The organism is Sporosarcina koreensis (assembly GCF_042655825.1).
In the GTDB taxonomy this organism is placed as follows: Bacteria; Bacillota; Bacilli; order Bacillales_A; family Planococcaceae; genus Sporosarcina; species Sporosarcina koreensis.
The window spans coordinates 154,236-176,498 of record NZ_JBHSNP010000029.1 but is presented as its reverse complement, the minus strand read 5'-3'; the positions used below and the strand labels follow the sequence as shown (position 1 = coordinate 176,498).

General features: G+C 49.2%; 20 protein-coding genes. 15 read left to right on the top strand and 5 right to left on the bottom strand.

Features of this window, described 5'->3' with window-relative positions; translation table 11 throughout:
* Window positions 1–5 precede the first annotated feature (5 nt).
* From ACFPTP_RS16610 to ACFPTP_RS16595, 4 genes are all read left to right on the top strand, one after another.
* The gene (locus ACFPTP_RS16610) at window positions 6–341 is read left to right on the top strand and encodes a DNA-directed RNA polymerase subunit beta (protein WP_381447113.1); all 336 of its coding nucleotides are present in this window, start codon (window positions 6–8) and stop codon (window positions 339–341) included.
* A gap of 52 nt (window positions 342–393) precedes the next feature.
* Window positions 394–837 (top strand): 3-hydroxyacyl-ACP dehydratase FabZ, encoded by a 444-nt coding sequence (gene fabZ, locus ACFPTP_RS16605; protein ID WP_381447111.1) that lies wholly within the window; start codon window positions 394–396, stop codon window positions 835–837.
* A 98-nt stretch (window positions 838–935) separates the two neighbouring features.
* Window positions 936–1,328, top strand: a complete 393-nt coding sequence (locus tag ACFPTP_RS16600) for a hypothetical protein (RefSeq protein WP_381447109.1) — start codon at window positions 936–938, stop codon at window positions 1,326–1,328.
* An 88-nt stretch (window positions 1,329–1,416) separates the two neighbouring features.
* The gene (locus ACFPTP_RS16595; protein ID WP_381447107.1) at window positions 1,417–1,782 is read left to right on the top strand and encodes a hypothetical protein; all 366 of its coding nucleotides are present in this window, start codon (window positions 1,417–1,419) and stop codon (window positions 1,780–1,782) included.
* Between the two features lie 161 nt (window positions 1,783–1,943).
* On the opposite strand, the gene ACFPTP_RS16590 is transcribed toward ACFPTP_RS16595, so the two are convergent.
* Complete coding sequence (locus tag ACFPTP_RS16590; protein WP_381447746.1) at window positions 1,944–2,381, bottom strand: YwpF family protein; 438 nt, start codon at window positions 2,379–2,381, stop codon at window positions 1,944–1,946.
* Window positions 2,382–2,625: 244 nt separating this feature from the next.
* Between ACFPTP_RS16590 and ACFPTP_RS16585 the strand changes: the two genes are divergently transcribed.
* Window positions 2,626–3,084 (top strand): single-stranded DNA-binding protein, encoded by a 459-nt coding sequence (locus ACFPTP_RS16585; protein WP_381447105.1) that lies wholly within the window; start codon window positions 2,626–2,628, stop codon window positions 3,082–3,084.
* 264 nt (window positions 3,085–3,348) lie between these two features.
* Window positions 3,349–3,510: a hypothetical protein gene (locus tag ACFPTP_RS16580; protein WP_381447103.1), complete on the top strand. Its 162-nt coding sequence runs from the start codon at window positions 3,349–3,351 to the stop codon at window positions 3,508–3,510.
* 37 nt (window positions 3,511–3,547) lie between these two features.
* Here the strand turns inward: ACFPTP_RS16580 and ACFPTP_RS16575 are convergent, their stop codons facing one another.
* Window positions 3,548–6,292 (bottom strand): DEAD/DEAH box helicase, encoded by a 2,745-nt coding sequence (locus tag ACFPTP_RS16575; RefSeq protein WP_381447101.1) that lies wholly within the window; start codon window positions 6,290–6,292, stop codon window positions 3,548–3,550.
* A complete protein-coding gene (locus ACFPTP_RS16570; protein ID WP_381447098.1) occupies window positions 6,289–7,866 on the bottom strand; it encodes a hypothetical protein in 1,578 nt (525 codons plus the stop codon). The genes ACFPTP_RS16575 and ACFPTP_RS16570 overlap by 4 nt, the downstream gene beginning before the upstream one ends.
* A 124-nt stretch (window positions 7,867–7,990) precedes the next feature.
* Here ACFPTP_RS16570 and ACFPTP_RS16565 point away from each other — a divergent pair, with 124 nt between their 5' ends.
* The 6 genes from ACFPTP_RS16565 to ACFPTP_RS16540 all read left to right on the top strand — a co-directional run bounded on the left by ACFPTP_RS16565 (window position 7,991) and on the right by ACFPTP_RS16540 (window position 16,684).
* A complete protein-coding gene (locus tag ACFPTP_RS16565) occupies window positions 7,991–8,308 on the top strand; it encodes a hypothetical protein (protein ID WP_381447096.1) in 318 nt (105 codons plus the stop codon).
* 87 nt (window positions 8,309–8,395) lie between these two features.
* Window positions 8,396–8,839: a transcriptional regulator gene (locus ACFPTP_RS16560; RefSeq protein ID WP_381447094.1), complete on the top strand. Its 444-nt coding sequence runs from the start codon at window positions 8,396–8,398 to the stop codon at window positions 8,837–8,839.
* A 494-nt stretch (window positions 8,840–9,333) separates the two neighbouring features.
* Window positions 9,334–10,020 (top strand): hypothetical protein, encoded by a 687-nt coding sequence (locus ACFPTP_RS16555; protein WP_381447092.1) that lies wholly within the window; start codon window positions 9,334–9,336, stop codon window positions 10,018–10,020.
* Window positions 10,021–11,292: an efflux RND transporter periplasmic adaptor subunit gene (locus tag ACFPTP_RS16550; protein WP_381447090.1), complete on the top strand. Its 1,272-nt coding sequence runs from the start codon at window positions 10,021–10,023 to the stop codon at window positions 11,290–11,292.
* A 145-nt stretch (window positions 11,293–11,437) separates the two neighbouring features.
* Window positions 11,438–12,550 carry a polysaccharide deacetylase family protein gene (locus tag ACFPTP_RS16545; RefSeq protein WP_381447088.1) on the top strand — a complete coding sequence of 371 codons (1,113 nt, stop codon included), beginning with the start codon at window positions 11,438–11,440 and terminating at the stop codon, window positions 12,548–12,550.
* Window positions 12,551–13,054: 504 nt separating this feature from the next.
* Window positions 13,055–16,684 (top strand): S8 family serine peptidase, encoded by a 3,630-nt coding sequence (locus ACFPTP_RS16540; RefSeq protein ID WP_381447086.1) that lies wholly within the window; start codon window positions 13,055–13,057, stop codon window positions 16,682–16,684.
* Window positions 16,685–16,870: 186 nt separating this feature from the next.
* On the opposite strand, the gene ACFPTP_RS16535 is transcribed toward ACFPTP_RS16540, so the two are convergent.
* Both ACFPTP_RS16535 and ACFPTP_RS16530 read right to left on the bottom strand, forming a co-directional pair.
* A complete protein-coding gene (locus ACFPTP_RS16535; RefSeq protein WP_381447084.1) occupies window positions 16,871–17,020 on the bottom strand; it encodes a hypothetical protein in 150 nt (49 codons plus the stop codon).
* On the bottom strand, window positions 17,017–18,501 hold the full coding sequence (locus ACFPTP_RS16530; protein ID WP_381447082.1) for an MDR family MFS transporter: 1,485 nt from the start codon (window positions 18,499–18,501) through the stop codon (window positions 17,017–17,019). The genes ACFPTP_RS16535 and ACFPTP_RS16530 overlap by 4 nt, the downstream gene beginning before the upstream one ends.
* Before the next feature lie 198 nt (window positions 18,502–18,699).
* Here ACFPTP_RS16530 and ACFPTP_RS16525 point away from each other — a divergent pair, with 198 nt between their 5' ends.
* The 3 genes from ACFPTP_RS16525 to ACFPTP_RS16515 all read left to right on the top strand — a co-directional run bounded on the left by ACFPTP_RS16525 (window position 18,700) and on the right by ACFPTP_RS16515 (window position 22,104).
* Entirely contained in the window at window positions 18,700–19,305 is a 606-nt protein-coding gene (locus ACFPTP_RS16525) for a 3'-5' exonuclease (RefSeq protein ID WP_381447080.1), read from the top strand.
* Between the two features lie 487 nt (window positions 19,306–19,792).
* On the top strand, window positions 19,793–20,764 hold the full coding sequence (locus tag ACFPTP_RS16520; RefSeq protein WP_381447078.1) for a nuclease-related domain-containing protein: 972 nt from the start codon (window positions 19,793–19,795) through the stop codon (window positions 20,762–20,764).
* Between the two features lie 266 nt (window positions 20,765–21,030).
* A complete protein-coding gene (locus tag ACFPTP_RS16515) occupies window positions 21,031–22,104 on the top strand; it encodes a CAP and S-layer homology domain-containing protein (protein ID WP_381447076.1) in 1,074 nt (357 codons plus the stop codon).
* The last annotated feature ends 159 nt before the right edge of the window (window positions 22,105–22,263 follow it).

Below are 22,263 nucleotides of genomic sequence, written 5' to 3'. Positions count from 1 at the left end.
CCGATATGACAGATGAAAAACAGAAACACCCTCAATGGGACCATATGAAACAAAAAGACGCAACCGAACGGCAAATCGTCGCCTCGCGCGTCGAACGCAACCAACAGAAGAAGCAGAAGTCCGAAGAAGAGGGAACGAGCGGCAAGCGGCGTATATGGGTTCAAATCAGAATGTTCCCCATCTGGTTGCGGGTCGTGCTTGTCCTACTGTTGATCGCGGGCGCCGCGATTCTTGGAGCCATTGTCGGCTACGGCATCATGGGAGATGGCCAGCCCGCCGATGTGCTTAAAAAAGAGACATGGACACACATACTCGATATCATAAACGGGAAAGAGTCGTAACGGCTCTTTTCATTTATTTTCGAATACATAAATTGTCGGGAGGATTAAGGAAATGCTAAACGCAGAACAGATTCAAGAAATTATTCCCCATCGCTATCCATTCCTATTGGTCGATAGGATCCTAGAAATCGAAGAAGGGAAACGGGTCGTCGGCCTGAAAAATGTCACCATCAACGAAGACTTCTTCAACGGCCATTTTCCGGGCTATCCGGTCATGCCGGGCGTATTGATCGTTGAAGCACTTGCCCAGGTCGGCGCCGTTGCCATCCTTCAAAAAGAGGAAAACCGCGGCCGCCTTGCCTTCTTTGCAGGCATCGACAACTGCAGGTTCAAACGCCAAGTCGTCCCCGGCGATCAACTCAGACTTGAAGTGGAAATTACACGGATGCGGGGCTCCATCGGAAAAGGGAAAGCGGTTGCGACCGTCGACGGCGAAATTGCATGCGAAACGGAAATCACATTCGCACTTGGACCAGTAGCAGAAGCTTCAAATTAATTTGCGAACGTGCAAAATGTCAGCTACAATGGAAAATGCAGTGTGTTTATTGATACTTTTAGCACATGCGTGTTTACAGTGGGAGGTTCCAACCAATTATGTACAATGATCTTTCTCCAAATATAAAAAGCAGCATCACTCGCTCCATCACTCAAACGTTCGAACAATACATGGCGGACATTGGATGGGACGAAGAGCTCTACGATATCGAAGACTTCATCGATACATGGCGCGAATACATCACGACAAAAGCGCTTTGGTATACACGAATTCCGGAAGACTTGAAAAGGGAGCCGAAATTCCACGAAGACCTCGCCCAGCGAATCAATGAAGTCATCCAGCGCATCCTTACCGAGCCGCCGTCCGAAGAGCAGATCGCCAATATCCAGATCATGCAGGAAAAACTCGACACACACTTGACTTACGACTGCAAAGCAGAAGCCGTTTACGTCGAAACCCTGCTCAAGGATCGACTCGAAAAAGAACAATAAAAAGTATGGATAGTTCCCTCCTTTTTAGCCAACCTACAAGTATCATACGATTTGTATGATAGAGGCTTGTGGAAAGGAGGGAATTTTCATGTTCAAAAAAGCGATACCGTTCGTACTCGTTTCCGGACTTGCATTAACGGCGTGTACCACCCACAACAACGGCGTACCGAGAAACAACGAAACGCCGATGCAAAACCTTGAACGAGACGTGACTCCACGTGTCAATAACGGCGCAGGACCGAACATGGATGGCGTCGACCACGGAATCGATCGGACTAACGGTGTAAACAACGGAGTTCTCAATAATGGCCGTAACGGACTCAACAACAACCGTATCAACGGCGACATGAACGGTGACAACACAACGGCACCGAACAAAGAAATCATTATTGATGAAAACGTAACAACTCCAAACGGCACCACTACCAATCGTAACCGGAGCATCAACCGCTAACCGCAAGCCATAAGAAAACCGCCTCCCCCGGCGGTTTTTCTTGTTTTATAGAGCGTGTGTCTAAGGGGCCGTTCTTTCGAGCTCAAGGTCATTCTTTCCGCTCAAGGGTCCATTCTTCCCACCAGCAAACAAAAAAAGCCGCCCATTACTGGCAGCTTTTCTCACGATTCCTCGCGATCCTTCTTCAAACGAGGACGCTCGCGCATATCCGACTCGAAACGCTTTAGCAGCTCCTCGCCGCTCAGCCCTTCGGTAATTAATTCCTCCAACAAATGCTCTGCATACTGCGTGCGGGCACGCTTCAGCCGTCCCTTCAACAAGACCGAAATATGATCCCCGATCTGCTGCACGGCATCGACCGCCACGCGGAATCCAGCCGGCTCATTTTCCGGATAGGAAATGACGACCCGCGCCTCCAATAACTCGCCCGATTCCTTCCAGCCTTCAAACAGCCCCTGATGCTCCTGATCGATGAAAAGCTCGAGAATCCACATCCGGTGGCTATTCTCCTGATTGATAATAATGCCGTCGACCAGCGGAAAGTCCTGGATTTTATCATCTATCAATATACCGACCGAAATCATCTTAAATGTCTTCACCATGCGCCACCCCGCTCACTTTTGCATCAAGTATACCATACACCGGAAAAAAACTTCAGAAACAGCCAAGCTCAAATTATCGTGAATAAAAGAAAAATTGCTAGCCCCCGATAACATCGACTTCCTTCATCCAAAACACGGAAAACAAGCTTGGAAACCCTAGCAAAACCTGATTTTCAAGATTTGCGCCAATTTTCAATTCGTCATATGATGAAGGCATCACAGGAAGAAAGGAGGGGGAAAAGTGAACCAAGTTGCACTCGTAGGACGCATGACAAAAGATCCGATTTTACGAAGGCTATCTGAAGGAAGGCTGCAAACGAGCTTCATCCTAGCCGTGAACCGCAAATTCAAAAACCAGCAAGGCGAAGTGGACGCCGACTTCATCCTTTGCACTGCGTGGGGAAAAGTTGCGGAAAACACGGCGAAGCATTGTGGAAAAGGATCTTTGATCGGTGTCGGCGGGCGAATCCAATCACGGACATACGAACGCGAAGACAAAAGTCGCGTCTTCGTCACCGAAGTGATTGGCGAAGAAATCCGGTTCTTATCGACAAAACGCAGATCGAACGACAATTTGTACGGAGAGCCTGAGGACAATGTGCAACAAAACGGCGGCAATGAAAGTGAGACAGAAAAGGAAAAAGTCAGCACGAACTTCCATCTGCCGCAGGACGAAAAAGAGGGACTGCCTATCTATTGACCTTTAAGGACGATACATAGGACAGGAAATAGAGGGGGAAAGGGGGACCGCTGAAAGCTCGGCTACACAAAAATTGAATAGTGAAATGAAAAAATATCTATGTGAGAAATAAAGGAGAAAAAAGCAAGCCGGGTATGGAAGGGTGGGGGCCCTCCCATATCCAACGGGGTAAGCATTTGCTGCGATAGGCCGATGATCGAGGCCGACAACATGCGGCGGGGACCATCTCCCGCCGCATAATCCAATACGAAAGGGGGCTAATGAATGGAAAAACTCGAACACCAACTCATCCGCATGGAACTGCAAGTCGGGCAACTCATTCGCATCATTGCGGGCATGAACGAGCGAATCAATGAATTGGAGGAAAAAGAACTCGCGAGAAAAGTGATTCCTATACATATACGGCGCCAAGCACAGCGGACATAAAAAGCCCCGGCTCCCAAAAGGAACCGAGGCCATGCAACTATCTTTCAAATGACAGAAGATCATCCAATTCCGTATCGGACAGCTCCGTAAGCCATTGACTCGACTGAATTAAATCCGCGGATAAAGCCGCTTTCTCAACAAGCATCTTATCAATCTTCTCTTCAATCGTCCCAACGGTCACAAACTTATGGACATGCACGAACTTCGTCTGGCCGATCCGGTACGCCCGGTCTGTCGCCTGGTTCTCGACCGCGGGATTCCACCAGCGGTCCGCGTGCAGCACATGATTCGCAGCCGTCAAATTCAACCCGGTGCCGCCAGCTTTCAACGACAGGATGAAAATCGGGAATTCACCGGCCTGGAATGCCTCGACCAAGTGATCGCGCTGCCCCTTCGGCATGCTGCCTGACAAGAACGGTACATCGATATCATACAGCTCGCTCAAACATTGGCGGATCAACTGACCCATCCCGATATACTGCGTGAAAATCAAACACTGTTCGCCATTCGACGCGATGTCCGCCGCCATCGACACGATCCGGTTCAGCTTCACAGACCGCTCCAACATCTGGTCTGCAGGCGCATGCGGCTCCTTCAAAAACAGCGAAGGGTGATTGCAAAGCTGCTTCAAACGGCTCAGCATCTTCAAAATAAGCCCTTTCCGTTCAAATCCGGTCAACGTCTCCAGCTTGAATTTCGTATCCTCGATGAAACTCTCATAGAGCGCGGCTTGCTCCGTCGTCAACGGACAATACTCGTTCTGTTCGAGCTTCTTCGGCAAATTCAGCTGCAAATCGGGATCGTTCTTCGTTCGGCGGAGCAGGAACGGACGGATCTTCGCCCGCAGCTTCCGTTTCTCAAGCTCCGAATCATCCCGCTCGATCGGCACGATGAACTGCTCGGTGAACGTACGGAAGCTCCCGAAATACCCTTTATGAATGAAATCGAAAATCGCCCACAGCTCGGACAACCGGTTCTCGATCGGCGTCCCCGTCAACGCAATCTGATGGTCGCCATGCAATTTGCGGATTGCCCGCGACTGCTTCGTCTGCATGTTTTTGATATTTTGCGCTTCATCCAGCGTAATACTCGCGAAAACAGTACCACTAAGCGTCTCATCGTCCTGCGTCGCAGTTCCGTACGTCGTCAAAATGACATCCGGCTTGCGGATCTTCACAAGCTCATCGAACTCTTCATCCCGAGCACGCGTTGGACCATAATGCGTATGCACGTTAAGCCCAGGAGCAAATCGCTCCAGCTCCTTCTGCCAGTTGCCGAGCACACTCGTCGGGCAAATGATGAGCGAAGGGGAGTCCGTTTCCGGCCGCGCATGCACATTCAACAAATACGAAATGAGCTGCACCGTCTTCCCGAGCCCCATATCGTCCGCCAAACAAGCGCCAAAATGATTCTCGCGCATGAAGACGAGCCAATTATACCCGTCGACCTGATACGGACGGAGCTCAGCCTTCAATCCGTCCGGAATGCCGGCGTCAGGAAGTCCTTGCTTATTCGAAACCATCTCGACGTATTCGCGCAACGATTGCTGCATCGAAAATGCCAGAAGGGGATCATCCGATTCATCATCATCGTCAACCTGTATGATCTCGTCGGGAATCTCTTGGAACAGCAGATCCTTCACCGTCCACTCGCCTGCGTCCGCCTGCTCCATCAGCTCGCGGATCCGCTTCAGCCAAACAGGGTCTATATGGAACCACTCGTCGCCCGATCGGATAAACTCACGGTTCTCGTCAACCAACTTCCGGAACGAATCCTGATCGATCTCCTTCCCGGCAAGCGAAAAGTTCCAATCGAACGACAGGACTTCATCAAGACCTGCCGCAGACCGATACGACTGCACACTCGCACTCGTCCTGACGCGCATCCTCGACTCCGTCACCGACTTCAGCCAAGCCGGCAAAATGACAGGATAGCCGAATGACTGGAACACGGGCAGATCTTCCTGAATGAACATCCGCACTTCCGGATCCGTCATCGACATCGACAAAAACCGATTCCCAGGCTCCGCCTCGACCGAACGGAGGAAAGACACCATCTCGGACTGCTTCTCCCGGATTTCATCGGCGAACTCCTTCCATTTCGCAGGCAGCGCATCACCGATTTCCGCATTCGCCTTCCGGACAGCGGGCGTCCATTGCGCCCCGCGTTCACTTACGATGACCGTCTCGAGCAGCCACTCCGTATCCCCATCCGTATCCGGCTCCGTCAGACGGAAAGCGACACGGATCGGCATCGTCGAAACCGAATCGCCCGGCCAACCGAACTTGCGCAAATGCGGCAACAGCGCCGGCAATTGATCGAGCTGCATTGCCGAAGCATTGATTTTTTCGCGAATCGCATCATGCAGAATCATCGAAGAAAGGGCAGAAATCCCGATTTTCTCCTCGTCGAATCGGATCGTCCCTGCGTCCAGCTCCGCATGCTGCCAGAAATCGGGCTCATGCCAAAGACGGGCGGCTTCCCGCAACGCCGACAAATGAGCCTCGTCATTCGTCGTTTGTCCCTCGAACGATGCGAAAGGATGCGTCTTGCCCGCAAACACTTGAAGGAATTCATTCGTATTTAAATAGACGACCTCATCATCCGTCGCCGGCAACAAACCGTACAACGCCTGCTCATTATTGAAGAACAGGAACGAAGAGAGCCTGTCGGGGGCAATCGCACGCCCGGAGGAATCCGTCGCGGTTACCTCATAAAGCCCCTCTTCGCTCCTCCAGATCGACAATTGGAAAAGGAGATTCAACGTATCCATTTTCGTCATAAATTCAAATTCCCCTTTTCCATTTCTTCCGACAAGGCGCGCAGCCGTCTGTACTGCTCGCGAACCGTGTCGATATACCGGTTCCAGAAATCGACCTTGCCGCTCTTTTTCGCGCCCGCCTTCATATTTTTGAACAACCGGACGGCGCGGCGGTAGCTATGGCGGTTCTTCTCCTGGATGAACCGCATCGCATACGTATGGAGCAACGGCATGACGGAAGCCGGGTCATTTGCGAGGACGAACTTCAACGTATCCGGCTCAAGCCCGTCATACGGAATATTGAACCGGTGCATGAGCGCCGCCCATTCGGCGAACCGCTCCCGCTCGATGAGGAAATCGCCGAACGCGCTGACGCCGTCTTCCCCGTAGATCATGAACAGTTCTTCGCGGCGCTTTTCAGGAAAATCCGCCTCTTCAAGCAAACCGTCGATCTTCCGGATGAAATGATATCGGTCAGTCGAAAACGAAATCCGTTCAAAAAACGCGCCGATATGCGGAAAAATCGTATCCATGATGACAGCAAGGGAACCGGCATCTTCCATCTCAGCGGCAAGATCCGCCAGCGGCAACCAATGGCCGACGAGTTCGCCGCCCGCACGCTCCGCAATTTTCGCCAGCGTCTCTTCATCGCCCTTCGTCAAATTGAAGTAAGCAGCGAAAAACGAAGCATCGACTGAATCGTCGTCCAGGAGGCGGGCGAGTTCCTTCTCCTGTGCGGCCGTGTCTTTGTACAGGAACTCCCACATGCTCGCGTAGATTTCAAGGCGGATTTCAAAAAGCCCTTCATTCCGCAAGGCAAACTCCCGGACTTGCGATTTCAGCGCCGTGTAAAACGCATCCGTCTCGAACAATCTAGGCTTCTTGCCAAGTGACTTACCGATATCACGCAGCTTCTCGATCTGTTCATTGAGCCACATCTTCACTTGCCATTGACGGTACGTGAAATGGTTCGCCTCTTCAAGATGCTCGTGCGCAAATGACCAGCCGGCATCAAGCAGATGCAGCCGGTAGAACAGTTCAAATAGCGGCTTCCATTCCCATTCGAAAGGGGAGAGCGGAATCACTTTCTGATCCATCAATGAACTTTCATGGATGAACACATTCGGATTGTCGCCGCGCCCGATCTCCCGAAGAGGTTTCGTCAGCTTGTACAATACGTCATTCCAAGCTTCGGGCGTCCGTTCCGAAACGGTCAACGCCATCTGTTCCGTCTCCCTCCGCTGCCAATCATGCAGCCATTCCGTCAATGAATGGAACTGTGAATAAAGCTGGAAGACGACTGCAATCTTATGGACGCACCATTCCCCTTCGCCGCATGTGCAATCCCTGAACGATACCGAAGGAGCAAGCTTCACCGTCTGCTCGCCTTCATCAGCCAATGTCGCCACAAGGGTCGTCACACCCTGTAAAAAACGGAAGCCTTGGAACGCGCCTTTTCGGACAAGCGAAACCGCCTTCCGGATCTGTTCGGACTCCGCCTGCACATCCGGACGGAACGAATGCTTGATCCGATTCATCCAATCATCTATTTCATGCTCATGCAAATACGAAAATCGTTCCACTGACATATGCATCAGCCGCTCACTCCCTAAATTAAAGCATTCCCTTTATTATAAGGCTTCTAAGCCATAATCGTAAATGATATCATTTATAGTAAAGAAACAAGCAAACATAAAATCTGTTGAAGGGGGAACCGAATTGGAAACGTTACTACTACATATTCCGAGAGTTTACGAAAAACGCAATCTATTATTGGCAGACTATACATCGATCGACCATATCTTTGCCGAAGACGGCAACGGCGGGGGATTCATAGCGGCGGAAACGTTCATGGCGCCCGAGCCCGACGCCCAAGCGATTGTCGTCAATTATCGATCCGATGAAGTGACACTATTCAACGACAAGGAAAGTAAATTCATCAAACAGCTGCTGGCAAGGAAAATCCCGTTCGAACCTGTGGAAAACCACTTCATCATGAGACCGAATAAGATGAATCATCAATCCAAACGCAATTGAATACTATAGAAAACAAATCATTCACAAAACATCGTCAACTATGATAGAATAATAATAATCGGAATATTCAATGATGGAGGGATGAACATGCTTTCAGTTCAGCGTATGACGCCTTTTTTCACAAGCCAAGAGGACTTCCGTCTGCGTCTCGTGTTTGCCTATCAATATTTCTCGATAATCAAAGGCGGTGAAGTGTACCAATTTGTTCCTTCTGAAGGAAAGGAAATTGTCGTCAATGTAAAAAGTCTGCAAGTCGAAAATCTCGGCGAAGTGTTCGTCTTCCAGCGGGGCAGCCGATTCATCCGGTTGCCGCTCTACCAACTGCTTCTCATCTCGGATCTTCATCTGCATCTGGCATCGATCCTCGAAGGGACGTTGAACCTGGAATTGGAGATGCCCGAAGACATCGTCCAGGAAGCGGCGGAGCTCCTGAAGGAAATCGAAGCTGACAACCGCCTGCGCATGATCGACTACGCACTCGAAACAAACAACCGTAGCTTATTCACTCAACTGACGGAAGGAATGCACTAACATTGAAAAACAAATCATGAAAAAACACTTATCGTCCAGACAAACGATGAGTGTTTTTAATTTCGGAGTTTTAACGACTAGATTAATAGGGTATATATAGCTTGTTTGGTAACTTGAAACGCACAAAGGCTCCATTATTTGCCCAAGGGCTCAATTATTCCATCAAAGGCTCCATTATTCACACAAGGGCTCAATTCTTTCATCCAATCAACTCGTAAAAAAATGCAGGGCAATGACGAAAACAGTGGAACCGGTCAATCCGAACAAGAAATCCTGAATAGTAAATCGATATTTATCGTCTTGATCCATCAAACTCCGCTCCTTTGTCGATTTCCCGGGAAATGAGGCGTTTCAGGGAATGAACTTTTCTAGCTAGACTGGCCAAATTCTACAATATTTATACATAAATAACCTACTATAAATTGAATAATCCACGAGATTTGATACAGTTAGTATATAGCAAATAAAAATATCCGCAGAAAGGATGGTCGCGCTTGTTCTTTGAATACCGATTTTGGCACTTTTTGACGAGGCCCAATGAACTCGCCTCCCAGCTGCAAACTGGAACGATGCGACACTTCAATCGAAGGCTTCTCCTCATCTTCCTGGCAGGCATCGCCCTCTTCGCGCTCCGGGAATTTTGGGGAATGGGCACAGAAGCATTCACGTCATTGCTGACGACAATGACGACGACAGACTACATAATCGCCAGATACGCCTCACTTGCGGGCACGATTTTATGGGCAATCCTATACATAGCATTCCATATTTTCGGTGTCGCATGGATCTTGTCGATGCTGACTAAAATCCCATACCGGCAGCTCGTTCCGCTGCAAGTACTCATGACCGGCTTGCTGCTCTTGGAAAAGACGGTGCTTTTCATCGTCTTCGCAATAAAAGGCGCCACGGTAAGCCTTTCATTTCTATCATTCGGCCCGCTCGCCGTCACAGTCATGGAAAACTGGTTTTTGATCCTTTTCATGAACCAATTGACGATCACTAGCGCACTCATCATCACATTGCAATACCGTTTCATCCGAGGATTCCTCGTGGACGGCAGATGGCGGGAGTATCTGTGGATATTGATCGGTCTGCATGTCGCAATGGCCCTCATCACGGCGGCAGTCGCGTATATCCCGTTCGATTCCATCCTCAATTCACTATTTGGAGGTGGCTTCTAGATGAATAAACGATTAAGCATCACCGTCGCCATCATCATCAGCCTGTTCATCGCCGTGAACGTCCACCTGCTGTACTCGAAAAAAAGCACGGTCTCACAATCATTGTATGTCCATAAGTACGAGCGCATGACTCCGGGACATTATGAAGAGGAAATCCCAAAAGAAGGGCTCCTCACGCCTGAAGACGTCTTCACCGTCTACGTCGGCGACGATGAAACCATCGATTCATGGCTCGTAAAGGAAGGCGATCCAGTCCAGGTCGGGGATGAAATCGCGTTGCTGCAAACCGAACGAGCAGAGAAACAACTCGCGGCATGGAAGGCGGAAGAAGAAGGCCTCCTTGAACAACAGAATGCAATCGAATCAACTATTGAAAACCTTGAATCAGATAGGAGCAGCAGCCGCAACAACACATCTCATGTGAATACGACCGAGACACCGGGCGACTCCGATGTCGAATTGACGGTCGACGTCCAAGTCGATGTCCATCAAGACGGCGCATTCGCCCAAGCCATCGCCGAGGCCGAGCGTGAACTGTCGGAAATCGACAGGAAACTCGCTGTCGTCCAAACGCAGCTCGCCCAGGACGCCACCCGTCCGGCACTCATCAGCCCGATTGACGGAACGGTTTCAAAAGTGCACAAGCACGGCTTTACGCTCGCCGCTGATATCTATAGCAATATGAAACTTGTCACGACGTACGTACAACTCGAAGAATGGCAGAAAATCGAAGCAGGCGATCCCGTCCGCATCCAGGAAAATTCTTTGGAGACGGTCATCGAAGGAACAGTCCACTCCATTTCCGAAGTGCCGGCGACCGATAGCAGATGGAGCGAAGCATACGAAAAGCTGGATCCGAAAGAACGCAACAATCCGCTCGACCTATATGAAATTACAATCAAGCCTACCGAAGAGCTGAACAATCTGCCGTTCGGCGCAAACGTCAACGCATCGATCATCGTGAACGAAGCGGATGCAGTCTCCATGAAAATTCACTGGCTTGAAGCGTACGTTAAAGATAGCGCCTTTGCATGGAAGTTGGACGACCATGGCCGCATCTCCAAAACCGCCGTCAAAGTCCCATTCATCACGGACAACCGCGCCGTCATCGCGGATGGCTTGACGACCGGCGACGTCGCCATCTATGACCGGAATATCGACGAGTATGAACAATCCAATGCCTTCCTGCCTTTCCCGCTGGAACTCCCATCGAAAAGCGACTGGAGAACATTCGGCTGGAAGAATTACGTGAAATACGGATTTGTGGAATAGACACCAATGAAAAAACCGCCCAAGGGCGGTTTTTTTATGTCTAACTTCATATCGCACAGTTGGCCAATCAAATCCTATTCTACTTTCCCTTCTCCATTAATAGAATTAAACAATGCAATTCATAATAGAAATGGAGAAGGTAAACTTGAAAAAAGGAATTGTAATAGCGATCATAGTAATCTCCTTCATACTTGGGATGAAGGAGGCAGCGGCGAAAGATGATGCGCAGCGTTATATCGGTCTCCATGACAAGATGCTGCCGATCGAGTACATCACTGTAATCGACGGTGACACAAAGGTGCATTTCAAAGAAATTACAAAATACTTATACATTGACGTCACGGAGGAAAAAGGGGTACTAAAATTAACTAAGTACGGGAAGGAAATTGTACTTTCCATGCCTGCCGCATCGGAAGCGGCACAAACAGGAAATCCGCTTATTATTGATGAGTTCGGCGTAGTGCTTATCAGTCTTACGTATTTGGCCGACCAATTTGAATTCAAGCTTGATTATTTTCCGGAATACCTAACATTGCGGATTTATAGAGACACATATCCTCATCTTAGCCATGCGGATTTTGAAGGGGTCATCAAGGAATATATAAAGAAAAAGGAAATGGCTACTACAAAAAAACCGACCGTCTACTTGACGTTCGATGACGGTCCGAATAAATTCACGTTAATCAATCACGCGACGCTCGAAAAATACAAAGTGCCTGCCACATTCTTTTTCCTCGGTAATCAAATGAAGCACAACGGGGATATCGTCAAGACCGTATCGAAAAGCGGCCATTACATCGGATCGCACAGCATGACCCACGACAAGGCGCTCGTCTATAATTCGACAGAGTCATTCATTGCCGAAATGGCTGGCGGAGCACAGATGATTGAGAAGCTGACAGGGAAATCATCGAAACTCGTGCGCGTTCCGTACGGCAGCAAGCCGCTCGTCACGCCAGGCATGCAAAAAAGCCTCATCGCCCGCGGCTATAAAATGTGGGATTGGGACGTTGACTCCAACGACTGGCGCTACACAGACAAACAAGCGGGCCAAATCGTGAAAAATGTCCAAGACGGCGTCAAAAAAGCGGTGAAATCCGGCGACAAGGACATCATCATCCTCCTGCATGACCGGAGCCAAACAACAATCGCCCTTCCCAAAATCATAGAATGGCTGCAAAAAGAAGGCTACAACTTCAAGACATATGAACCCGATCATCACGTCGTCCAAAACTTCCTCCGCGACCCAAAGCTCTAAATGAAACCCTTAATTGGTCAAAAGCATTCAGCGCGACAACTTTCGTAGGTAAACGAGAACTCTTGCCGCTTCAACGAGAACTTACGCATAAATCATCGAATCCGCGCATAATACGCGAAATCCACGCATAACCCGCTACAGATACGCATAAATCGCAAAATCCACGCATAAATCGGCAAACTCGCGCATAAATCCCGCTACACACGCATAAACGCAGAAATCCAGGCATAACTACCGTAGCATGAATCGCTTTATCCAATAGATAACCAGAAAACTTCCAAAATCCCATAACAAATAACCTAAACAAGCAACTTAGCTAAATCCTCACGCTTCCAACATCACCCATAAATCTTCTGCACTATCCACATCCAGAATCACCCATATCCTTTGAACGATTTTTCTGAAATATCACTATTCCCTATACCAATCGCTATTTTCAAACAAATCTCGCTATGCTATCTTGAAATGGCAATCTACCAAACTACTTAAGGGGGAATAGTCATTTTGAAGAATCATAATCTCACCAAACTGTTCAGCACATTGTTAGCATTCATCCTCGTGCTATCCATGCTCACGCCATTCTCGGCTTCCGCCGCAGAGGCTGAACAAACAGAAAAAGCATTCAAAGCGTTCAAAGAGCAACTTCAAGATGAAAGGATCATGCAGCAAAAAGCTGCCATCGCCGAACAGCTCAACCTAATCGGGGGCGAAGCGAAACTGCATGAGGAACTCCAAAACGTAAAAGGGAACCAACAAGTCCCAGTCATCATCCACCTATCGGAAAAATCAGTGGGACTCCAAAAAGGAATCCACAAGCTGCAAGGCAAAGGATTCTCAAAAGCGCAAGCGAATCAAACGAAACAAAAAGTTCGAAACCAGCAAGCTGCCGCTAAAAAGGAAATGGTCATCAAAGGCATCCAATTCAGCGAAGGCTTCAGCTATGACACCGTCCTAAACGGAATGTCAGGAACCGTCAAAGCAGATGACCTTCCTAAACTCCTTGAAGTGAACGGCGTCACACTTGTCGAGCCAGACACAATCGTCTATGCATTTGAAGACGACAACTCGAACGGCTCGAAAAAACCGGCCCAGTCCGAATCGGATCTACAAAAGAAAGTCAATGATGGACAAGTCGGACCAGCAATGGACACAAGCATTGGTTTCCTCGGAATCAAAGCACTCTGGGCGGAAGGCTATGAAGGCCAAGGCATCAAAGTCGCAGTCCTTGACACAGGAATCGACGCAGATCATCCGGACTTCCAAGGCATCTATAAAGGCGGTAAAAACTTCATTCCGCACAGCAGCAACTACACAAAACCACGGGCGGATGACGATGCATCTGAAACGTCGCCAGTAGAACGCCCGGCAAACGTACCGGAATTCAGCGCTAACGGTAGCGCATTCTATACATCCCACGGCACACATGTCGCAGGAACAATCGCTGCAATCGGTAACAACGAATACGGCATTAAAGGGATCGCACCGAAAGTCGACCTATACGCATACCGCGTACTTGGCGCATACGGCAGCGGTGCAACATCCGGCATCGTCGCAGCAATCGACTACTCAGTCCAACAAGAAATGGACGTCATCAACCTATCACTAGGCGGCGGCTCCAACACTGAAACGGACGCTGGATCATTCGCCATCAACAACGCCATGCTTGCAGGCACAATCTCAGTAATCGCAACGGGTAACTCCGGCCCGAACCGCGGAACAATGGGCACACCAGCCACATCCCGCCTTGGCATCGCAGTCGGAAACACGACAAACCCTGAAGCGCACTACTTCGGCGACATCAACATCAACGCCGGCAGCTACAACCTATCGAAAAAGCTCAACCTGATGGGCACAACTTACGGCGCAGACCTCGCCTCTCAACTTGACGGCGAATACAGCCTCGTCGCAGTCCCTGGCATCGGCGCAGCGAAAGATTACGCTGGACTTGACGTCAACGGCAAAGTCGTACTCGTTTCTCGCGGTGAAATTCCATTCGTCGACAAAATCGCTGCCGCAAAAGACAACGGCGCAATCGCGATCATCGTCCACAACTTTGCTGGAGGAACTGGTGCACCGGGCGCATCTGGCACATTCCTAGGCGACGCATTCGAATTCATTCCGACATTCGACATGTCCCAGACGGACGGCGATGCAATCCGTGCAGCACTTGCACAGGCAGAAGGAACAATTTCATTTGGCAATTTCGACAAAACAATGACAGCAGGCGACGAAGTGAACAACTCCAGCTCACGCGGACCATCAACACCAAACTTCGACATCAAGCCTGACGTCACAGCACCGGGAACGAACATCATGTCCACAATCCCGATGTACAAAGCAGATTTCCCGGAAGCTACCTACGAACACGCCTTCACACGTAAAACAGGTACTTCCATGGCAACACCACATATTGCGGGAATCGCGGCGCTCGTGAAGCAAGCGAATCCGAGTTGGGATGCCTTTGACGTAAAGGTCGCACTTTCCAATACAGCGAAGGTACTTGACACTGGCAAGTACGACGTATTCGCACAAGGGGCAGGCCGCGTACAAGCTTATGCTGCAGCGCACCCTGAAATCCTTGCATATGCACTCGACACCGCAAATAATGACGGACAAACAGTCGAAAACAAAAAAGGGACAGTGACATTCGGTCCTCAATCCCTTAAAGATGGAAATATCACAGTTCAAAAACAGATTCTCGTCAAAAATATGAATGGCAACGGCGGCACATACAATGCAACTGTCCAAGTGACAAAAGGCTTCGCGGATGCGAAAGTCACGATTGACAAGCCGACATTCACACTAGCCGGCGAGCAGTTGCTCAACGTTACATTGACAGCTTCCCAAAATGCGAATACGCCGGTTGGATCTGAAATCCTCGGCTACATCAACATCGAAGGTGGAAGCACAGTAGCTTCATTGCCATTCGCAGCTGATTTCAGCGGAGCAAAGGTAACCGAATTGAAAGACATGAGAATCACAGAAACAGACTTGAGCTTCAATGGCGACGGTGTGAAGGACGAAGCAACGCTCTACTTCACAATCACGGGCGACGTCACTACGAACTACGTAGAGCTTTGGGACATCATGGACCCTGAAGGCGGGGCATATGGAGACGGCTACATCGGCTACCTGCACGCGGGCTCTTCACTACCTGCTGGCTCATACCAGTTAGCGATCAAAGGACAATACAACCCGTGGGGCGGCTCTGGCGCAGCAACCATCCCGGACGGTCTCTACACGATCGACTACACAGCAATGACAAAATCCGGCAACCCGCCGATCATTGGTGACTACGTCGGACCGGTTGTTGTTAAATCCACAGCGGGTACGATTGAAGGGGCAGTCGAAGGTACAACAGCAACAGGTCAAATCGATGATGCCTATATCGGTTACCAAGAGGAATTGGTGTTCTACGGCCTCGGCTACGATATCAACACAAAACTGAAAGCATCTTATGAAGTATTGAAAGGTGAAGAAGTTGTCGCATCCGGCCCTGTCAACCTGGAGCAGGACGGCACATTCACATTCGACCTTTCTGAACTGAACAAAAAAGAAAACTCGGTCAAAGTGAAATATGAAGACGCTGCAGGCAATAAAGCCGAAGCGATCATCTACAACGCTGGCGACCAAGTTGAGCCTGAACCGGACAACAGCTTCGTCGTTACGGAAGAATTGATTTCACAATCCGGCGGTACTATCGTTCTGGATGCATCTAAGATGCAAGGTGAAGTCGACATCGAAATCAGTGCTTCTATCCTGAAAGCAATCGTCAATTCAAAGAAAGACGTTGTCATCCAAAAAGATGGCGCAGTCTTCACGCCGCATAAAAACATTTGGAAGGCTTTGAATGGCGACATCACGATTTCAGTGGCAAGTAATGCCGCATCGGCACCCAACGCCGTATCCGACATCTACACGATCACATTCTGGAACGGAACCGGGGAAGCGAAACAACAATTGACGCGTCTGGCTAATTCGATTAATGTCGTTATGCCAGTTAACACAAGCAGCAAACAAGTCAGTGTAATCGATGCAAATACAACTAAAGAAGTCAGTAAAAAAGCTAACGTTAAAAACGGCACAGTCAACTTCACAACAAACAGCGGCGGCAGCTTCGTAGCTGTCAACTAACACAAAAAACAGCCTTTCCGGGTTTTTCCGGAAAGGCTGTTTTCACTTTAAACACGCATAAATTCATCTAATTGCGCATAACCGCCCTCAACGGCGCATAAACTTTCCAATTCACGCATAAATCCGTTCAGAAGCGCATAAATCCCAAAACCTACGCATAACGCCTAGAACGAACCCCTCAATTTGTCAAAAGCAGTAGGCACGACGAAAAGATTCTACAATTAAAACGTCTCCCGCGCTCGTAAATCGCCGTCTGCGCTCGTAAATTCCGACTTGTGCTCGTAAATCCAGTTCTACGCTCATAAAATCGCCGCCTGTGCTCGCAAATGTGATCAAGTGATCTTCTCCTCTACCGGCTCCTCGTCCACCGGCTTCGCCCGATAAACAAAGAATGCTAAAATCACCGCAACGATAGACATCGCAAAAGCGATAAAGTAGACAAGTTCAACACCCGCCACCATCGCAAGGTCAACCGTAGCCGGATTACCCGGAGTGGCGGAAGCTTCCAAAAATGTCAGCTGCCTTGCATTCAAAATGCTGATGAAGACGGAAACGCCAATCGCTCCGCCGACCGGCTGCAGCGTTGACATGACCGCAGTTCCATGCGGATACAACCGCTTCGGCAACTGGTTCAAGCCATTCGTCTCCGCAGGCATCATGATCGCCGACACCGTCAGCATGATCAAAATATATCCGAGAACAACGACCCAAACGGGCGTGTCGACCGTCAGCCGGCTCATCATGAACATCTTCCCACTCAACACAATCGTTGCCGGAATCATCAAGACGCGCGGCCCGAATTTATCAAACAGATGCCCCATGAACGGCGACATCACCCCGTTCAACAAACTTCCCGGCAACAAGACCAAGCCAGCTGTGGCGGCAGTCAATGCCAATGGCCCCTGCATATAGACCGGCAAAATGATTTCAGAAGCGAACATCGCCATAATGATGATCAAAAACAGGACGACCGCATGCGTGTACATCGGATAGCGGAACACCCGCAAATCCATGATCGGCTCATCCAGCTTCAATTGCCGCATCACAAATAGAAAGACGCCGACAACACCGACAACGATGGCAATCAACACATTCGTACTTAAAAATCCATCCGTACTTTGCCCTGCTGCGCTAAACCCGTAAACGATCCCTCCGAAGCCGATCGTCGAAAAGACTAATGAAATAACATCAATCTTAGGCTTCGTCACTTCACCCACATTCATCAAATGCTTGGCTGCGAATGCAATCGAAAACAACGCAAACGGAATGACAACGATGAATAAATAACGCCATCCGAGATATTCAACGATCACGCCTGAAAGCGTTGGACCGATCGCAGGTGCAAACATGATGACAAGACCAATCACTCCCATCACTTTCCCGCGGCGTTCAGGCGGGTAAATCAATAAGAACACATTGAAAATGATCGGCATCAGCAAACCGGTCCCGACTGCTTGGATCAACCGCCCGACAAGCAGGATTGAAAATGTCGGCGCGGAAGCACTGACAATGGTACCAATCGTGAAGACGGCCATCGTTCCGATAAACAATTGCCGCGTCGTGAACCATTGCAAGAGCAATGCGGAAATCGGAATGACAATTGCCATCACCAACATGAAGCCCGTCGCCATCCATTGCACCGTTGGCAACGTGATTGAAAACTCATCCATTAACGTAATCAGCGCGATATTCAACAATGTTTCATTCAAAATAGCAAAAAAAGCACCGATGATGAGTGAAAGCATGATCGGCATGACTTTCACATTCGGATCATCCGCCAAAAACTCATATTTCTTCGGTTCAACCGTTTCTTCCATATATAAACCCCTCTCATCCACCTACATATTGTTAGCTTTCTTACGTAAAATTAGTCGAAAAGAAACAATATTAGCATGCCGGCAACCACTTTGCAACGCTTTTTTGGATGAATAAACCTATTCATAGTTTAAAAGTTTAAAAAAGGTGTAATATAGTAAGAGAATTGAAACAAACGAGAAAAAGGATGTGCATCCAAGATGAGCCCGAACCACAAAGCCGCTCAGCTGTTGCAAACAAAAACGGACATCCAGAATTGGGGCGCCCGCCGCGCTTCCCGGATCCGGAAATACAAAACGACAACAAGGCGTGTCACAGATTACATCGTCCTCGACTTCGAAACAACAGGCTTCCGTGCAGGCGCTGATCGCATCATCCAAATCGGCGCTCTCAAATACATCAACCACGAGCGCGTCGAAGTCCTCAATTCGTTCATCAATCCCGAGCGGCATATCCCGGCCACCATCACACGACTCACCGGCATCACGAACGAAATGGTTCAATATGCACCGACCATCGAACAGAAAATCGACGATCTTCTGGAATTCATCGGCGACCTGCCGATCATCGCCCACAACGCCAGCTTCGACATGGGCTTCCTCTACGCCCTCGACAACATCGAGGGCATCCGGATTCCCGAATACACCGTCATCGACACAGTCAAACTTGCACGCAAAGCCATCACGGAAACGCCGAACCACAAACTCGGCACACTAGCCAAGCACCTCCAACTCGAACACGACGCCCACGACGCAATCGGAGACTGCCTCGCCACCGCCGCCATCTACCAATACTGCACCCAGTAAACCGCCGGCCTGGCGGTTTTTTTAATGAAACACGCATAAACGTCTCCAGAAACGCATAAATTGCCACATATACGCATAAATCCAGCAACTCACGCATAAACCGCTCTAGATACGCATAAATGCTCCCAATCACGCATAACGCCTACGATCAAACCCTTATTTGTCAAAAGCATTAAGCGCGAGTGGAAAATCATCCAGCAAGTAGCCTCCCGCGCTCATAAGTCTCTCCAGGTGATCATAAATCCTGTGAAGCGTCCATAAATGTCTACAAGTGATCATAAAATCTCCATCCACGCTCATAACTTCCAACTTTCACGCATAAACTCTACCAATCACACACTCCCAAACTAGCAAAATTCATTTTTAACCGCCGAAATTCCCTTAAAACTCAATTTTAAACCCCATAAACGGCCCAAAATGCAATCTTGCCCAAAAGCATTCCATTCGCACGCCTCGCAAGCTAAACTAATTATGAGGTGATAACAATTTGATCTGTAAAAAACGGACAATGCCAAACGAACTGAAAGCACTCATTTCATTAGACAAACGCCTGCCCAACAATAACGATAAAAAGCACGCCGTCCAAAAAAAACTGCTCATCTGCCAAGCAGGATACAACGGTGAACTCGAATACGACGCCCACATCAATGAATTCCAGCCGGACTACCCGCACGCCATACTCCACGACCTCTACTTGCAGCACGCCGGCGCCTATTTCCAAATCGACTCGCTCGTCATCACGCCATCATCGATCACCATCGTCGAAGTGAAAAACCACAAAGACAAAACGGTCATCAAAGCGAACCCGACTCAATTCATTCGAATCTTCCAAAACGGCGACCGCAAACCGATGCGCAACCCGTACACCGAAATCGACCGGAAAATCCACCTGCTGAAAAACTGGCTCGACAATCGAGGCATCCAAATCCCCATCGAAGGCATCCTCACATTCGCACACACCAACGAACTCGCCATCGAACACCCGTCGCCTGAAATGAAAACGATGTTCACATACGAAGCACCCTCCCATTTCCGGTCGCTGCCCGTGAATGAACACATTCTCGACGGACACGCCATCTACAACTTGGCGCACGCCTTACTCGAACACCACAAGGACTATAATCCATTTCCACTCGCGGACCTGTACGACATCAATCCCGCAGACATCGCACCCGGCGTCATCTGCCCGGCATGCGACCGCCTCGGCATGAAGTGGGGGAGGGAAAAGTGGAACTGCCCATCATGCGGGCACACGGGAAAAACGGAGCACCAACAAACCGTCCAAGACTGGTTCATGCTAATCAAACCGAAAATGACGAACCGCGACTTCCGCTACTTCACCCAGCTCAACAACCGCAACGTCGCCCGCGGCCTGCTCGCCAAATCGGGCCTCCAACTCATCGGCGAACGGAAAGCGGCGCATTATGTAGTAATGAAAGATAAATCGCCAACCCACTAAAAAGCGCTCCCACCGCGGAGCGTTTTTCTTCTGTTAATAAACCCAAAAACGCATAAATCCAATTTTGCACGCATAAACTCGCCGAACTCCGCATAAATCCCATTTCTCACGCATAACCGCCCACAAAAGTCCATAACGGGTCCCTTATAATAGTAGAAATCCGTCAACCTTTCTTTCAATTCCCGCAACTTTTGCTATTCAACTATCCATCTGTTAAAGTAGCAATACATACACTCTCGGAATCTAGTGAATGAGGTGATTTTGATATGAAAAAATGGCTAACAACCTTGCTGTTTTCAGTGCTGCTAGTCAGTGCATCATCCATTTCTGCATTTGCTGCCACGTTCAAGGACGTTCCGCCGACTTATTGGGCCTCCCCTCAGATTGAGGAACTTTCTACGAAAGGCATCATTGACGGGTACAGGGATGGCAGTTTTAAACCGGGACAGCCTGTGACACGCGGGCAGGCTGCGAAAATCATTGGAAAAGCATTGAAATTAACCCCTTCTGCGGGCTTCAAACCAAACTTTACAGACGTCCCGCCATCCCATTTCGCATACAACGAGATTGCTGCACTCGCTGAGAAGGGAATCATCGCCAACACAAGTAAATTCAACCCGGATTCCTTTCTGACACGCAATCAAATGGCAAAAATCCTAGTCGAAGGTTTCAAGTTGATCGTCGATGATAACCACCAGGTCCAATTCGTAGATGTACCAAAGGATTACTGGCATGGCTATATTATTACGCTCGCTGAAACGGAAATTTCAAAAGGCGTTTCAGCATCCCACTTCGACCCGCATGGCATCGTCACCCGTGCGCAACTTTCAGCCTTCACGGGCCGTGCGCTTGAATTTGACGCAAAACGGGAAGTTGGCACAATTTATTACGATAACAAACGAAAAATGTATATGGATAAATCAAAACCGGAGCCGTTACCACCCGTTATTGATGTGTCGGAGAACGCCATTGAAACTATCGATCTTGTCAATAAAGAAAGAACGGGCAAAGGCGTCAAGGCGCTTTCACACGACCTGGAGCTAAGCAAAATCGCCCAAATCAAAGCGGAAGACATGGCCAAGCATGGCTATTTCGACCACACATCCCCAACCCACGGCACCGTTGGGGAAATGCTGGCCACATTCAATTACACTTGGACCTCATATGGGGAGAACATCGCCAAGGGCTATCGGACGCCTAAGGAAGCAGTCAATGGATGGATCAAATCGCCCGGCCATTACAAGAACATGATGAACACGACGTTCACCAATATCGGCTCAGGCTACGCGACTACCAGCGACGGCACAACCTACTGGGTCCACCTTTTCTCCAAGAAATAAAGTGCAACCCGAAAACCCACGGATCCCTTGATTCGTGGGTTCTTCACTTCCAACCCCTTGGTTTGTCAAAACCATTCAGCGCGATTCACAGCTCTCCTATAATAGAAGAAACTTCGCGCTCACCCCCAAATCCGCATAAACTCCTTCAAAAACGCATAA